The 14018-nt window shown below is 69.2% G+C and carries 14 protein-coding genes and 1 pseudogene; 7 read left to right on the top strand and 8 right to left on the bottom strand.

What is annotated here, in order from left to right:
• Positions 1-111 precede the first annotated feature (111 nt).
• Positions 112-1203, bottom strand: a complete 1092-nt coding sequence (locus tag LXN57_RS32960) for a Gfo/Idh/MocA family protein (protein ID WP_251802109.1) — start codon at positions 1201-1203, stop codon at positions 112-114.
• Between the two features lie 97 nt (positions 1204-1300).
• Positions 1301-2272, bottom strand: coding sequence for an aldo/keto reductase (locus tag LXN57_RS32955; protein WP_251802108.1), 972 nt, complete (start codon positions 2270-2272; stop codon positions 1301-1303).
• A 380-nt stretch (positions 2273-2652) separates the two neighbouring features.
• On the opposite strand from LXN57_RS32955, the gene LXN57_RS32950 reads away from it, so the two are divergent.
• From LXN57_RS32950 to LXN57_RS32940, 3 genes and pseudogenes are all read left to right on the top strand, one after another.
• Positions 2653-3045 carry a MarR family winged helix-turn-helix transcriptional regulator gene (locus LXN57_RS32950; RefSeq protein ID WP_251802107.1) on the top strand — a complete coding sequence of 131 codons (393 nt, stop codon included), beginning with the start codon at positions 2653-2655 and terminating at the stop codon, positions 3043-3045.
• A 424-nt stretch (positions 3046-3469) separates the two neighbouring features.
• Positions 3470-5119 carry a carboxylesterase/lipase family protein gene (locus LXN57_RS32945; RefSeq protein ID WP_251802227.1) on the top strand — a complete coding sequence of 550 codons (1650 nt, stop codon included), beginning with the start codon at positions 3470-3472 and terminating at the stop codon, positions 5117-5119.
• 233 nt (positions 5120-5352) lie between these two features.
• A pseudogene (locus LXN57_RS32940) lies at positions 5353-5682 on the top strand (Fpg/Nei family DNA glycosylase); the annotation flags it as partial.
• 3 nt (positions 5683-5685) lie between these two features.
• On the opposite strand, the gene LXN57_RS32935 reads toward LXN57_RS32940, so the two are convergent.
• Positions 5686-6264, bottom strand: coding sequence for a peptidoglycan-binding domain-containing protein (locus LXN57_RS32935; protein ID WP_251802104.1), 579 nt, complete (start codon positions 6262-6264; stop codon positions 5686-5688).
• A 166-nt stretch (positions 6265-6430) separates the two neighbouring features.
• On the opposite strand from LXN57_RS32935, the gene LXN57_RS32930 reads away from it, so the two are divergent.
• Positions 6431-6685 (top strand): phospholipase D-like domain-containing protein, encoded by a 255-nt coding sequence (locus LXN57_RS32930; protein WP_251802103.1) that lies wholly within the window; start codon positions 6431-6433, stop codon positions 6683-6685.
• A gap of 71 nt (positions 6686-6756) precedes the next feature.
• Here the strand turns inward: LXN57_RS32930 and LXN57_RS32925 are convergent, their stop codons facing one another.
• A complete protein-coding gene (locus LXN57_RS32925; RefSeq protein ID WP_251802102.1) occupies positions 6757-7725 on the bottom strand; it encodes a hypothetical protein in 969 nt (322 codons plus the stop codon).
• Positions 7726-7944: 219 nt separating this feature from the next.
• Here LXN57_RS32925 and ligD point away from each other — a divergent pair, with 219 nt between their 5' ends.
• Entirely contained in the window at positions 7945-9108 is a 1164-nt protein-coding gene (ligD, locus tag LXN57_RS32920; RefSeq protein ID WP_251802101.1) for a non-homologous end-joining DNA ligase, read from the top strand.
• 7 nt (positions 9109-9115) lie between these two features.
• Here the strand turns inward: ligD and LXN57_RS32915 are convergent, their stop codons facing one another.
• Positions 9116-9367, bottom strand: a complete 252-nt coding sequence (locus LXN57_RS32915) for a (2Fe-2S)-binding protein (RefSeq protein WP_251802100.1) — start codon at positions 9365-9367, stop codon at positions 9116-9118.
• A complete protein-coding gene (locus tag LXN57_RS32910; RefSeq protein WP_251802099.1) occupies positions 9358-10221 on the bottom strand; it encodes an FAD binding domain-containing protein in 864 nt (287 codons plus the stop codon). Before LXN57_RS32910 ends, LXN57_RS32915 begins: the two co-directional genes overlap by 10 nt.
• A 163-nt stretch (positions 10222-10384) precedes the next feature.
• Between LXN57_RS32910 and LXN57_RS32905 the strand changes: the two genes are divergently transcribed.
• Positions 10385-10876: an SRPBCC family protein gene (locus LXN57_RS32905; protein WP_251802098.1), complete on the top strand. Its 492-nt coding sequence runs from the start codon at positions 10385-10387 to the stop codon at positions 10874-10876.
• 12 nt (positions 10877-10888) lie between these two features.
• Here the strand turns inward: LXN57_RS32905 and LXN57_RS32900 are convergent, their stop codons facing one another.
• Entirely contained in the window at positions 10889-11179 is a 291-nt protein-coding gene (locus LXN57_RS32900; protein ID WP_251802097.1) for a hypothetical protein, read from the bottom strand.
• An 896-nt stretch (positions 11180-12075) separates the two neighbouring features.
• On the opposite strand from LXN57_RS32900, the gene LXN57_RS32895 reads away from it, so the two are divergent.
• Positions 12076-12780, top strand: a complete 705-nt coding sequence (locus LXN57_RS32895; protein WP_251802096.1) for a helix-turn-helix domain-containing protein — start codon at positions 12076-12078, stop codon at positions 12778-12780.
• A gap of 36 nt (positions 12781-12816) precedes the next feature.
• Here the strand turns inward: LXN57_RS32895 and LXN57_RS32890 are convergent, their stop codons facing one another.
• On the bottom strand, positions 12817-13968 hold the full coding sequence (locus LXN57_RS32890) for an epoxide hydrolase family protein (protein WP_251802095.1): 1152 nt from the start codon (positions 13966-13968) through the stop codon (positions 12817-12819).
• Positions 13969-14018 lie beyond the last annotated feature (50 nt).

The raw sequence follows: 14018 nt of genomic DNA, 5'->3' as shown, positions 1-14018 counted from the left end.
TCGAGCCGATGGTGATGCTGCGGCCGCCGTTCGTCAGATGGGGGAGGGCGCCCCGGGTGGTCAGCAGGGTGCCACGGACGTTGGTGAGCAGAGGATTGCCGAGTGACACCGTCACTGCCGGATGCCGGTGCGCGCGGCTTGTTCGACGCGGGCGATCAGCCGGCTGTTGTGGGCGGCGTGGTCGAAGCCGGGGGTGTGGTAGGTCGCGTTGGTGATGTCGCGCGCCAGGCTGGCGTAGACCTCGCCCACGTTGATGGATGCTCCGGCCCAGATGTCGGCCGCGGTCGGGCCGAGGCCGGTGGCGACGGGGCTGTCGGGCGCGTCGAACTCGACGTTCGACGCCAGTGTCAGGTCGCCGACCTGAACGCCCGCGGGGTGGTTGCCGGTCAGCGTCAGCCAGCCCTCCGATCCGCGGATGTCCAGGCGGAAGTGGGCATCGGGTCCGGGCACGCCGGCCAGGATCTGTACTCCCACGGGAGCGCCCGAGGTGGTCTTGACGATGGCGTCGAGGTGATCCGGGACCTCCCGGACGGAGATTGTGCCGGTGTCGGTCAGCTTCACTTGAGGCCAGAGGATTTCCGTGCGGGCGTCGATGTCGGTGATGTCGCCGAGGACCGCCTCGACCACGTCCAGCACGTGGCCTGCGGCGATCGTCAGGAAGCCCGCTCCGGCCGCTGCCTTGTCGAAGTACTCGTATGCGCTCATCGATTCCGGGCCGTTGCCGAAGGTTGTGGCGGCGACCCTTGCCGACAGCAACCGCCCGAGCCGGCCCGCTGCGATGATCTCGGCCGCGCGACGCACCGACGGGTTCAGCCGGCCCTGCAGACCGATCGCCGTGTGCAACGAGCCGGCCGCGGCAGCCATCTCTTCTGTCTGCGCGACGGTCGCGCCGAGCGGCGATTCCGAATAGACGGCCTTCTTCGCGGCGAGGGCCGCGAGCACGAGGTCACGGTGGGCCGGGACCTTGACGGCCACGGTGACGAGGTCGATCGAGGGGTCGTGGATGAGCTCGAGGGGATCGGCGAACCAGCGGTCGGCGCCGAAGGCTTCGGCGGCGCTGCTGGCACTTTCCTCGTGCCGGGTGGCCACCGCGCCCAGGGTGAACTGCGGCTGTGCCGCCAGTGCGGGGATGTGTGACGCTCCCGCCCAGCTGGCCCGGGTGTCCGCCCCGATGATGCCCACGCGAATCACTGCACCAGACATGAAATCAGCTCCGTTGGTTCTCTTTCGGTCGCGGCACGGCCTTTCCGTGCCGCTCGGTTGGGCACGGCCGGGCGACTCCCGTCCGTCCCTGCTTCGGTCAGCGGTCGATCACAGCCATGTCAGCCTGGGCGTGGCGATCGCCAGAAGCCGGGGCCAGGTGGTCCAGACGTTCGATCTGATCGGCGCTGAGCTGGAGGCGATCGGCGGCGGCGTTCTCTTCGAGCCGGTCGACCCGCCTGGTGCCCGGGATGGGCGCGACGCCGGGGCCTTGCGCGAGCAGCCAGGCCAGAGCAACCTGCGCGGGTGTGGCGCCGGCTTCGCCCGCGACCTGGCTCACCTCGTCGACGATGCGCAGATTGCGGGTGAGGTTGTCACCGGTGAACCGGGGGTTGGTGCGACGCCAGTCGCCGGCGTCCAGGCCGTCGAGGGTCCGGATGCTGCCGGTGAGGAAGCCGTGCCCGAGAGGCGAGTAGGGCACGAAACCGATTCCCAGCTCACGTAGCGTCGGCAGGATGCCGGCCTCGGGGTCGCGCGTCCAGAGCGAGTACTCGGTCTGCACAGCAGTCAGCGGATGGACCGCGTGAGCCCGGCGGATCGTCGCCGCGCCGGCTTCCGACATACCGACGTGGCGCACCTTGCCTGCCGCCACCAGCTCGCTCAGCGCTCCCATCGTCTCCTCGACAGGTGTGCCGGGGTCGATCCGGTGCTGGTAGTACAGGTCGATGTGATCGGTTCCGAGGCGCCGCAGTGACCCGTTGACCGCGGCCCGGATATTGGCGGGTGTGCTGTCCAGGCCCGGCCTGCCGGTGTGCGAGACGAGACCGAACTTGGTGGCGAGAACGACTTCGTCCCGGCGGCCCCTGATCGCGCGACCGACCAGTTCCTCGTTGACGTACGGCCCGTACACCTCGGCGGTGTCCAGGAGGGTGACGCCGAGATCCAGGGCGCGATGAATGGTGCGGATCGACTCGCTGACATCGCGGCCGGCGCCGGTGTAGTAGGCCGACATCCCCATGACTCCGAGGCCGATGCGCGAGACCTCCAGCGCGCCCAGATGGGTGATCTGCATGTGTGTGGTCCTCTTCTCGATCTGACTGTGCCGGGCAGCCGCCATGAAATGGCGGGCCGGGGTGTGGTGCGGAGGCTGAACTTGATGCATCAACATCAGAGCACGCGCGAACTTGATGCGTCAACAAGGTGCGCTAGGGTTGCGGCATGGCGAAGACCACAGCGAATGCGAAAGGACAACTCGGCCCGTCACACGCCCGCAGTACGCCGAGTTCCGGATCCGCGGCGCCTGCGACGGGCAGGGCAGCCGAGCCGGAGTCCGGTGCGGGACAGTCCGTGAGGCCGGCTACCGAAACGCGCTGGCTGACCGAGGACGAGCTGGCGGCGTGGTGGGCCAACTCCGCGATCATGATCAGTCTGCCCGCAGCTCTGGACGCGCGGATGCAGCGCGAGACGCCTTTGACGTTCTTCGAATACATCGTGCTCTCGGTCTTGTCCGAGCAGCCGGAACGAACGTTGCGAATGAGCGATCTCGCCGCCCGGACGTCGGCGTCGCTGTCACGCCTGTCGCACGTCGTCGGACGCCTGGAGAAGCGCGGGCTCATCGAACGGGCCCGGGTTCCCGGCGCCGGCCGGCGAACCGTCGCCACGCTGACCGAGGCCGGCCACCACGAGGTCGTGGCGGCCGCGCCGGGGCATGTCGCTGCGGTCCGCGAATACCTGATTGACCAGCTCGAACCCCACGATCTGGCCGCCTTGCGCCGCATCGGCACCGCCGTCAAGGCCGCTATCAACGGGAGGAGGCCCGACGCCGACCCTGACCAAGCGCCGTGACCCCATTGCCGGCCGAGGCGGGTGGATGCCGTGGGCTGATCTTGTGCCTGGCCACCAGCGGCTTGACTGTGTTCCGGCAACACGGTGTCGCATCAAGCAGCGCCGCCGTTCGAGTAGTCGTCCCGTACGCCGGCGTCCGGGTTGCAGCAACGTCGCCGATCTGCCGGTCAGGACCTGACCGACGTTGTCCTCGCCGGGCAGTGACGCGGGAACAGCCATTGTGTCGTGCAGTCGTGCAGTCGTGGAGGAAGAAGTGGGAAGTCGTCGGCAGCCCCGCTGGCACTGGGGACCTCTTCTTGCGTTGGCCGTGATCGCTTGCGCCCTGGCCTGGCTGAATCGGAGCCCGTGGTGGGGGTGGGTGCTCGTCGCGGCGCTGCTGGGCGGGTTCGGTATCACCACACGCTGGTGGTTGCGGGGGCGGGTCATGTTCCGCGTGGCTGCGTTGCTGCTGGTCGGCCTTGTCGTGTGCGCCACGGCTGTCGTCGCCTATCCGCCGCTGCAGAACCGGGTCGCGGGCGGCGAGGATCGCCGCCCGACCGCTCCGGTGCCGACCAGGGAAGGCCCGGTCACCGGCGTCTACAACGACGACCGTACGGTCGAGATCTTCGCCGGAATACCCTACGCGAGCTCGCCGGTGGGCGACCTGCGATGGCGTCCACCTCAGCCTGCGGCACGGCGCAGCCACGTGTTCACCGCCGACCGGTTCTCCGATGTCCCGATACAGCCGACGTCCAACTTCTTCAGCCGGGCGCTCTCGCAGGTCGTCCAGGTTCCGCTGGAGGGCACCTTCCTCAACCCGTATCCCTCCAGCGAGGACAGCTTGTCGCTCAACATCTGGCGTAAGCCGGGCTCGGCGAAGCTCCCGGTTCTGGTCTACATCGCCGGCGGCGGGTTCGCGACCGGCTCGGGTGCCCTGCCGATCTACGACGGCGAGTCCCTGGCATCCCGGGGGGCGATCGTCAGCGTCACGTTGAACTACCGCTTGGGGGTGTTCGGCTTCCTGTCCCATCCGGGGCTGGCCGCTGAGTCGGCCGAGGGGGTGTCGGGCAACTACGGGATCCTGGACCAGCTCGCCGCGCTGCGGTGGGTCCGCGACAACATCGCGGCGTTCGGCGGTGATCCCGACCGCGTGACGATCGCGGGGGAGTCCGCCGGTGGGCAGAGCGTCTGCATGCTGGGGGCGACTCCGCTGGCGCGAGGTCTGGTGGACGGCATCATCGCGGGTAGTGGCGCGTGCATGGGCACCACCGGAGACACAGAAAACGGCGATCAGGCCGATACCCGAGCCGTGGCGGAGGACGCCGGGAAGCGGTTGAGCGAACAGTTGGGAGGCGCGACGATCGACGCGATGCGTGCCATGCCGGTCGAGCGGATCCGGGAAGCGGCCCAGTCGCTCGATTCGCACTGGCGGCCGTCCGTCGACGGTCATGTGCTGAGCGGCACGCCCGCGGAAATCTATGCGGCCGGGGATCAGCTCGATGTGCCGATCCTGGTTGGCAGCAACGCGGATGAGGCTTCTCTCGCCCTGGCGGACCCGCCCGACACCGATGTGGCCGCCTACGAGACATCGGTGCGCGAGACGTACGGCCCCCGGGCCGGGGAGTTCCTGCGCCTGTACCCAGGCGGGTCGCCGGAGCGGGTGCTGGAGTCGCTCCTCGACGCCGAGACCGACAAAATCATGACGCGGGCCATGTACCGCTGGGCCCAACTGCACACGCAGTCCGGCAAGTCTGCGGCCTACCTCTACTTCTTCACGCGCGTACCGCCGGAGAAGGGACTGCAGAAGTTCGGCGCCTACCACGGTGCGGAGATCATGTATGCCTTCGACAACCTGGGCGCGGACGGCGACCCCGACTATGAACAGGCCGACATGCGGCTGCGCGACCACATGAGCGCCTACTGGATCAGTTTCGTGCGTGACGGCGACCCGAACTCGACTGGTCTGCCGCAATGGCCCACCGTGAAACAGGCGCCCGAGCAGATCATGGAATTCGGGGACGACACCGCGCTCGCGCCCCGCCCGCGGGCAGCGGCCGTCGATTTCTGGATGGGCTACGCCGGGCCGATTCCCTGAGGAGTGGAACGTTGCTTCCGCTGCCGGCGGGGTTGTCGGCCCGGTGGTGTCAAGCCGGCAAGTAGGGTGGTGACCTGCAGGCAGCTGGGTAGCCGCGGCCGGGTCCGCGGAACGAGAGCCGCGGGAGGCGCCATGCCGGAGCTGCCGGAAGTCGAGTCGGCCCGGGCGGTCATCGAGCGGGCCGGGCTGGGTCGCAAGATCACCCCGCAGCAGTTCCGGCCGCGCTCGCGTTCGGCACTGCCCCGGTCAAGGCCCGCCTGCTCGACCAGGACGCCGTGGCCGGCATCGGCAATCTGCTGGCCGACCAGATCCTGTGGGCGGCCCGCCTCAACCCGGGTCGCCGCGTCGACAAGCTCACCGACGACGACATCGCCCGCCTGCTGCGGGCCACCCGTGCGTCCGTACGCGCGGCGATCAGGGACGGCGGCGTGCACACCCTCAAGGTGATCCCGTTCCGGGTCGCCGGCGCCCACTGCCCTCGCGACGGCGCGCCGATGGCGAAAAGCACCGTCGGCGGCCGTACGAGCTGGTGGTGCAGCGTGGAACAGGCTCTCGCCTCGTAGTCCTCAGCTCAGCAGAATGTCGCAGGCGATGCCCGCGCCGATGCCGATGGCACCGCCCTTGATGGCGCTCTTCAGAAGGCCCAGACCGCCCGAGGTCGTGTTGCAGAAAACGGACTGGACGATCCCGCCGTTGATGCCCGGAATGGCCGCGCCCTTGTCACAGTTCACGCCCGTGGCCGGATTGCATTTCGCGTCGATCGGCGCGCCCGGGCGTGGCGTGGCGACGCTGTTCTCTTTCATGTGCACGTAGTCGCGGTAGAGCGCGAGGCGCGAGCGGTCGCCGAAGCGGCCGTCCGGCTGGAGGCCGTGCCGGCTCTGGAACTTGATCACCGCGTCCTTGGTGGCCTGGTCGAAGTAGCCGGTGACCGGGATGCTCGTGTCGTCGAAGATGTTCAGCCACGTCTGCAGGCTGATGATGCACGTGCCCTGGACGCCGACCGCCATCACGTCGCACTCGAGCATGTCGATCGTGATGCGGTAGTCGCCGGCGGCTGCGGCGGCCGCGGGTTGCGCGCCTGCCAGGCTTGCGGCCGAAAGGGTGAGAGCCAGCAATGCCGGCGCGAGGAATCGACGAATTCGCACAGTGCGAGGCCTTTCGGAGAAAGCCGACCGGATTCGGCCATTCTTCCGGTGAATTCATGGTCAACAATCGCCCGTCGGGGTGAATGCGGTGTCAATCACCTGCACGGCGAATTCGGTATCTCCACCGTCACATGCGGGCGGGGGCCGGGCCGCCTACCCTGGGGCGGTGACTGACCTGGACGAGACCACCACCCTGCCCGACCTGATCGCCACGTACTACCTGACCAGCATCGACGAGGTGACCGAACACCTGCGCGCGGCCAACCAGCTGGGCCTCGGTGTCCGCGTACGCAGCTATCTCGAACCCGAGGAGGAAAGTGACTCCCTCACCGAACGGTGGGAGGTCGAGTTGCTCACCGGCTCGCCGGTTCAGGAGGACGAGCCGGCGGAGCAGCCCGGCGAGGCCGACCCGCTGAGCTGACTCCTCGCGACATCGAACGTACGAAATGAGGGGCGGGCCGGCGCGCAGCCGGCCCGCCCCTCAGCGCGCGATCAGTTCACCGGGCGCAGATCCTTCAGATACGGCATGGTGCCGCCGGTCGCGCCGAGCAGGCCCGACAGGTCGACCGCGGTCGCGCCGGCCGGGGCGTCGATCGCGCCGCCCTCGGTGAACTCGAGGCGGGCGGCCACCCGGCCCTGAGCGCCCTCGACGAACTGCAGGACGTTGACCTCGGCCGCGGTGAACTTGCCGCCGTCGAGCCACAGGTCGATGACGACCGGCTGGTCCTTCTCGGGGGCAGCCGGGAACTCCGACGCCAGCGACGGCTCGACCGCGGTGGCCAGGCGCTTGGCCTCGGCGTACCCCTTGGCCGTGGACGACGTGACGATGAGGTGCTTGTCGTCGGCGCTGTCGCGGACCACGTCGGCGCCTTCGAGTAGGTTGGTGGCGCTGGCGGTCACCTCGGCCAGGATCTTCTGCTGCTCGGCGTCCGGCTTGGCCGAGGCGGCGGCCGCACCGGGCAGCTGCTTGGTGTCGACCGAGATCCACTTGCCGGCGAGGAGCGCGTCGAGGCCGGGCGCCCCGCCGCTGAGCTCCTTGATGTCGGCCGGGGTGGCCCCGAACTTGGCGGCCAGATCCTTCACCGGCGCCTTCAGGTAGAGCGCCCCGTCGACGAACCGGATCTCGGTGCCGGTGACACCGTCGACGTTGACCGCGAGGCTGGACCTGTCGTCCGCTTCGCCCGCGCCGCCCTTGTCGGTGGTCATCGTGATCGACGAGTTGAACAACTGCGCCACCGTGGCGGCGTCGGCCTCTTTGCCGGCCGCGGCCACCAGATCGTCCGGGTTGCCGGTGACCTTGAGGACGAAGCCCGTCTGCTGGGCGTCGGCGAGCTGCTGGGCGGCGTTGCGCAGTTCGATCTTCGGCTCGAGCGCCTGGATCTGCTGGGCGGCACAACCACCGAGCACAGAAAGCGTGGTGACACCGGCGATGACGCCGGCCAGATGACGCTGAACGCGCATGGTTCCCCGTTTCGTGTTAAGGCCCGATCAGCGTAGAAGAACCGTTCAACACATTTTCGGGGTGACCCGCATGCCGGTGGGACACCCGTTCTGCTTGATCCCGCGACCCGGCTGGGCTCCTGAGCTGGGGAAACTACACTGATGTAGTTAGGTGATCTTTCCGCGTACCGGTTGCCGCCCCCGTCTTTATGCGCATGACTGGTATTTGTGATCAGCCCGATGCTCGCGGCCGCCGGCGCTCTGCCGGCCGGCCCGGGCTGGGCTTTCGAGTTCAAGTACGACGGCGTACGCGTCATCGCCGACGTCCGCTCGGGCCGGGTTGAAGCATTCTCGCGCAACCTCAACGACATCACCGCCACCTACCCTGAGCTGGGTGAACTGGCCGGGCTGCTCGGCGGCCGGAGCGCGGTGCTGGACGGCGAGGTCGTCGCGCTCGAGACCGACCGCCCCTTGTTCGCCCGCCTGCAGCAGCGCATGCACGTCGCGATCCCGAGCCCGGCCCTGGTCGCGAGCGTCCCGGTGCTCTACTACGTCTTCGACCTGCTCGAACTCGACGGCGAAGATCTCACTGCCCTGCCGTACGCCACCCGGCGCGACCGCCTCGCCCAGCTCGACCTGACGAGCGAGCACGTCCGGGTGCCCGTCCGATTCCTCGAGGTCGACGGCCGTACGGTGCTGCAAGCCGCCGAACTTGCCGGCATGGAAGGCGTGGTCGCCAAGCGCCTGGCCGCCCCGTACCGCCCCGGCAAACGCTCGGCCGACTGGACCAAGGTGCCGCTCGTCAAGACGCAGGAGGTGCTGGTCATCGGCTGGAAGCCCGGTGCCGGCCGACGCTCCGGCACGATCGGCTCCCTGCTGCTAGCCGTCCACGACGACCATGACCGCCTGGTGTTCGCCGGCCACGTCGGCACCGGCTTCACCGACGCTGCCCTGACCCACTTGCAGAAGGAACTGGCCCCCCTGACTCGCACCACCGCACCGGTCGGCGACGTTCCCCGTGAACACGCCCGCCACGCCCACTGGGTCGAGCCCTGCCTGATCGGCGAGGTGGCGTTCCGCAACTGGACCCCCGACGGCCGCCTGCGCCACCCGTCATGGCGTGGTCTGCGCACCGACCGGGCCGCCTCCTCGATCCGCCGTGCCGCCGAACCGATCCCACCCCCTTCCCAGGGCACGGTGATCGGCGCCATGCAGACCCCCGACGGCCGCTGGCGAGTGGAAGCAGTACGCCGGAACCGCCAGGACTTCTACCGCCTGATCCACGGCGACAACATCGTCGACGGACTGTCCATCGCCACCGTCCAGCGTCTGCTGGACGAGGCGGGCGTCCACCTGGGCGACCTGATCGACGCCCGCCAGCCCTCGGCCTCGGGCGCCGCTTGAGGAGGGCCTACCGCTGATGTGGCAAGCCGCGGTCGCCGGCCGTGTCGATCTGGGCGCCGGTAGCCTGCACGGCCAGCATCAGACAGGAGCGGATCGCGTCGCCGTCCACCACCACGGCGCAGACGTCGCAGGTGCCGTCCGGGCAGGCGACGCGGCAGCCGGAGACGCCGCATTCCGTTCCGAGCACGTCGGCGAGCCTGCGGCCGGTTTCGACGTCGAGGTCATGACGCGTTCCGTCCACGGTCAGCGTCACCCGCATCGGCGGGCTCCCTCACGAGCGTGGCGAAGCGCTCGGCTGACCAGAATTCGAAAGGCTCGGCGTTGTTCCGGCGATCGGGCATCGTCGTCGAGGCGGCGAGTGTCCCGCTCCGCCGCGATTTCCGCGCCGGTGGCGATGGCGGTGTCCGAGAACGTGGTCCCGGCCAGCGCATCCTCGGCTGCGCTGGCCCGTGCCGGGTGGGGCCCGGAGTTCACCAGGCAGATCGCCGCCGAGCTGACCACACCGTCGGTCACCGTGACCGCCGTGATCGCCGCCGCGTGCGGAAAGATTGAATTGCGGCGGTTCTCGGCATAGCCGATGCCGGTGCCGTCGGGCAGCACGGGCAGCTGCGCCTCGATCAGCAGTTCCTCGGGTCGGCGGGTGGTGACGAACGGCGCGGTGAAAAAGCTGTCCGCCGTCACCGTCCGGCGCCCGTCCGGCCCGTCCAGCACAAGCCGCGCCCCGAGGGTGACCGCCACGGCCGGCCACTCGGCCGCCGGGTGCGCGTAGGCGAGGCTGCCGAGCATCGTGCCCCGGGCCCGGATGGGCGGGTGTCCGATGTGACGCACCACGACCCGTAACAGGTCACCGAGCGGCCCGGTGACCGTGTCGGACTCGAACGCCCGGTGCCGGACCAGTGCTCCGACACGCAGGTACCCGTCCGTCTCGACCAGCGTGTCGAGGCCGTCGATCCGGTTGATGTCCACCAGCCGGCACGGTCGCGTGCCCGGGCGTGTCACCTCCGGCACCAGGCTCTGGCCGCCGGCCAGCACGGATGTCTCCCCATCGGCCAATGCGTCGATCACCTCACCGACGCTTCTCGCGACGACGTACTCCATACCTGCAGTCTTCATTGCACCGCTCCTCCACCACATCTGTGGTGCCGTATGGACAGGCGCACATGTCCTTAAACCTTGAAGCCGACCGTGCCCCCGAAAAGGTGATGCTGGGAAGCGAGGGTATCGTGCCAAAAATTCGGTTCGGGCTTATATAAGGTGGAGCTGATAACATGCCGTCATGGAGTACACCGTCTCGATGGAGATCGCCCTGCCGCGGGAGAGGGTCGCCCAGCTGCTCGCCGACCCTGCGCATCTGCCGAAGTGGCTCCGAGGACTGGTGCTGCACGAGCCGCTGAGCGGGGTGCACGGGCAGGCCGGCACCAAGTCGCGAGTGATCCTGCAGATGGGGCAGCAGAAGTTCGAGTGCACCGAGACCATCACGCGGCGGGAACCGGTGGACCTGAGCGAGATCCCGCGGGAGAGCGTCGTCCATTTCGAGCGCGAGATCGTCGGCCCGGGCATGTGGAGCGCCGCGCGCGAACGCCTCACTGAGACCGGCCCGGAGACGACGCTCTGGGTGAGCGAGAACGAGTACCGGTTCAGCGGCTTGCTGATGCGACTCGTGGGGCTCTTCATGCCCGGCACGTTCCGCAAGCAATCGCTGCAGCACATGCAGGACTTCAAGGCGTTCGCCGAGCACGGACAGGACGTTCGCGAAGCGAAGGGCTGAGAACCCTGGCCGCTACTTCCCGTACAGCTCGGCCATGGCGTGGAAGGCCCGCTTCGGTTCGAGACGGCCGTCGGGCATCACTTTGCACACCCCGAACCCGGCCATGTCGAGGTCCAGGTGCGGATCGGGGTGGTACGGGCTGTTGTAGCTGGCGAAGGTGAACCAGAACGCGGTGTCCACGCCCTCCTGATCGAACGCGCCGATCAGGCGGCGGAGGTATTGGGCCGGCTCGTCCTCGTCGCGGACGTGGTCGCCGGGAATGCGGGGCGGGTCGGTTTCGTGATCGACGATGTCCCAGCCCATGCCGCCTCGCGCAGCCGCGCCCCCGGTACGTGCAGCAGCCGAATTCCGTTACGGCCAGCGGTTTGCGGTGCCGGCGGAAGTGCTCCACAGCCGTTGCGAAGCCGGGGTCGTCGGGATCGACGTACGCGTCGACACCGACGATGTCGAAGGGCGTCCAATCGATGTCCTCCCACGTTCCGGAGGCGTAGGTGATCTTGCCGCGGAATCGAGGGCGTACGGTAGCCGCGGTTTCGGCCAGTAGCGTGTTCACGGCGGCGGAAGCGTCCGCGAGCCGGCCCACCGCCGCCGGGTCGCCGCCGGACAGGGACTTGATCCGGGCGAAGGTGTCGGCCCCGGGCAGGAAACCCGAGTTGAACAGGCTCAGTTCACACCCGGCGACGAAGACCGCGGCGCCGGCGGCCTCGGCCCGGTCGGCGCAGTCGGCGAAGTACGGCAGCAACTCCTGAGCGGTTCGCTCGCAGGGGAACGGGGAGAACCAGACCTCGAGCCCGGCGTCGGCGGCGTGCCCGGCCGCGACGGACAGCCGTTCGGGGTCCCCGCCGCTGACCCGGACGGCGTCGCAGTGCAGATCGTCGGCGATGATCCGCATCTCCCGCTGGACTGCGCCGGGGTCGAAGCCGGCCCGGGTGCTCCGCCCACCGGGGGCGAATCCGGTGTCGTAGGTGATGCCCTTGGCTCGCACGCATGCTCCTTCTCGGGTTGCTGAACAGGTAACCGAACGTTAGGCATGGTCCGAATGCCGAGCCACCCAGCCCGCGGCTGGATTCGGTGTCTTCGCTGTTCAAAGCGCTGATTGCGATTGCAATGACGGTGTCAGCGAAAGCACGCGCGTTGCACCGTACGACGGCCGGCGCCCACACTGGTGGCCCGCGGACCTCCAGGGGAGGGTGGACGGAATGCCCGGACGCAGGCTGACCAGCGCCGACCGGCAGCGGATCGCCGCCGGGCTGGCGCAGGGGCGCGATTTCGCCGAGATCGCCGGTGATCTCGGCCGCCCGACCTCCACGGTCAGCCGCGAGGTCGCTCGCAACGGCGGGCCGGGCCGCTACCGCGCGGAGCTGGCGCAGCTGGCCACTGTCCGCCGCGGCCGGCGCCGACCACAGGCGTCCGCATCGGAGGCCGGGCGCGTACCCGCCGGCCCCGACTCGGGAGCGCGGATCGCGTTGATCACCGATCTCACCGCGGCCCTGATCGACACCGGCATGCCCCGCACCGCGGCCGGAGTGTTGGCCTGTCTGTTCACCGCGGAGAACGGCAGCGCCACCACCGCCGAGCTGACGGGGCACCTCCGGGTCAGCCCGGCGACGATCTCGCTCGCGGTCGGGCTGCTGGAACAGCACGGGCTGATACGCCGCAGCCGTGACGGCGGGAGCCGGCGCCACCGGTACTTCCTCGACGAGGACGCGGGTGTCCGATCCGCTGTCGTCAACGTCCGCGCCAACCAGCGGCTGGCCGCGACCGTGCTGCGCGGCGCCGACATCCTGGGGAGCGGCACCGCTGCCGGGGCCCGGCTGGCCATGGCCGGCCGGTTCCTCGAACAGCTGGGCGACACCATCATCCGGTTCGCGGAACAGCACCGTTCGTCCGCGAGCGGTGATTGAGGGCGTCAAGTGGAAGCGGCGGCCCAGGTGTGCCCGTCACCGTAGCTTTCGGAAGAACGTGCGAACGTCGTCGACCAGCAGCCCGGGTGCTTCCAGGGCGAGGAAGTGCCCGCCCTTGCCGAGTTCGGTCCAGTGCACGATGTGGTGGTCACGCTCGGCCCACGGCCGGATCGCGAGGTCCTGACCGGACACGAGGACGCCCGTGGGCACGGTCCCGCGTCCGCCGCCGCCGCTCGGTGCGCCCGCCGAGAACTCCTCGTAGTAGATCTGGGCGGCGGAGACGGCGGTGCCGGTCAGCCAGTAGATCGACACGTCGGTGAGGATGCGGTCGCGGTCGATGCTGTCCTCCGGCAGGCCCTCCTCCGGATCGGTGTGCTCCTTGAACTTCTCCACGATCCAGGCGAGCTGCCCGACCGGGGAGTCGGTCAGGCCGTACCCGACGGTCTGCGGGCGTTTGCTGTTGCAGCGCAGGTAGCCGTCGTTGGAGTCCTGCATGCGCTGCCAGCGCTGCTGGTCGACCTCGCTGAGGCCGTCCATCTCGCCGTCGGCGCCGACGGGGATGGTGACCATCGCGGTGAGGTGGACGCCGATGACCCGCTCCGGGTCCTGCTCGCCCAGTTTGGGGCCGATCCACGCGCCCCAGTCGTAGCCATGGACGCCGTACCGGTCGTATCCGAGCCGGGCCATCAGAGCCACCAGGATCCCGGCCACCCGGGCCGGGTTCATCCCCGGCCCGGCCAGTGGGGTGGAGAACCCGAATCCCGGCAACGACGGGATCACCAGATGAAAGGCGTCGGCGGGGTCACCGCCGTGGCTACGGGGATCGGTCAGGGGCCCGATGACGTCGAGGAAGTCCACCACCCCACCGGGCCAGCCGTGCAACAGGACCAGCGGCGTGGCCTCCGGCTCGGGCGAGGGCACGTGCAGGAAGTGCACGCTCTGCCCGTCGATGGTGGTCAGGCCCTGCGGGTACTCGTTGATGGCCGCCTCCTGAGCCCGCCAGTCGTAGCCGGTGCGCCAGTAGTCAGCGACCTCCCGCAGGTACCCGACGGGAACTCCGCGGCTCCAGCCGACCCCGGGCAGCTCGTCCGGCCACCGGGTGTTGGCCAGACGGGCCTTCAGGTCGTCGAGCTGCGATTGCGGAATGTCGATACGGAACGAGCGGACGCCCGATTGGCTGTTCGTCATGCGAGCGACGCTAAAGCCCCTTCAGGCCACTTCCTGTCCTGATGCCGAAG

It is taken from the genome of Paractinoplanes hotanensis (genome assembly GCF_023717965.1).
Classification (GTDB): domain Bacteria; phylum Actinomycetota; class Actinomycetes; order Mycobacteriales; family Micromonosporaceae; genus Actinoplanes; species Actinoplanes polyasparticus.
The sequence above is the reverse complement of the archived record's forward strand: the minus strand, read 5'-3'. Positions and strand labels throughout refer to the sequence as shown.

Bases quoted from the DNA above. Each gene is read 5' to 3' on its own strand.
- LXN57_RS32960 (WP_251802109.1), bottom strand. From the start codon at position 1,203: ATGTCTGGTGCAGTGATTCGCGTGGGCATCATCGGGGCGGACACCCGG.
- LXN57_RS32955 (WP_251802108.1), bottom strand. From the start codon at position 2,272: ATGCAGATCACCCATCTGGGCGCGCTGGAGGTCTCGCGCATCGGCCTC.
- LXN57_RS32950 (WP_251802107.1), top strand. From the start codon at position 2,653: ATGCAGCGCGAGACGCCTTTGACGTTCTTCGAATACATCGTGCTCTCG.
- LXN57_RS32945 (WP_251802227.1), top strand. From the start codon at position 3,470: ATGTTCCGCGTGGCTGCGTTGCTGCTGGTCGGCCTTGTCGTGTGCGCC.
- LXN57_RS32925 (WP_251802102.1), bottom strand. From the start codon at position 7,725: ATGCGCGTTCAGCGTCATCTGGCCGGCGTCATCGCCGGTGTCACCACG.
- ligD (WP_251802101.1), top strand. From the start codon at position 7,945: ATGCTCGCGGCCGCCGGCGCTCTGCCGGCCGGCCCGGGCTGGGCTTTC.
- LXN57_RS32915 (WP_251802100.1), bottom strand. From the start codon at position 9,367: ATGCGGGTGACGCTGACCGTGGACGGAACGCGTCATGACCTCGACGTC.
- LXN57_RS32910 (WP_251802099.1), bottom strand. From the start codon at position 10,221: ATGAAGACTGCAGGTATGGAGTACGTCGTCGCGAGAAGCGTCGGTGAG.
- LXN57_RS32905 (WP_251802098.1), top strand. From the start codon at position 10,385: ATGGAGTACACCGTCTCGATGGAGATCGCCCTGCCGCGGGAGAGGGTC.
- LXN57_RS32900 (WP_251802097.1), bottom strand. From the start codon at position 11,179: ATGGGCTGGGACATCGTCGATCACGAAACCGACCCGCCCCGCATTCCC.
- LXN57_RS32895 (WP_251802096.1), top strand. From the start codon at position 12,076: ATGCCCGGACGCAGGCTGACCAGCGCCGACCGGCAGCGGATCGCCGCC.
- LXN57_RS32890 (WP_251802095.1), bottom strand. From the start codon at position 13,968: ATGACGAACAGCCAATCGGGCGTCCGCTCGTTCCGTATCGACATTCCG.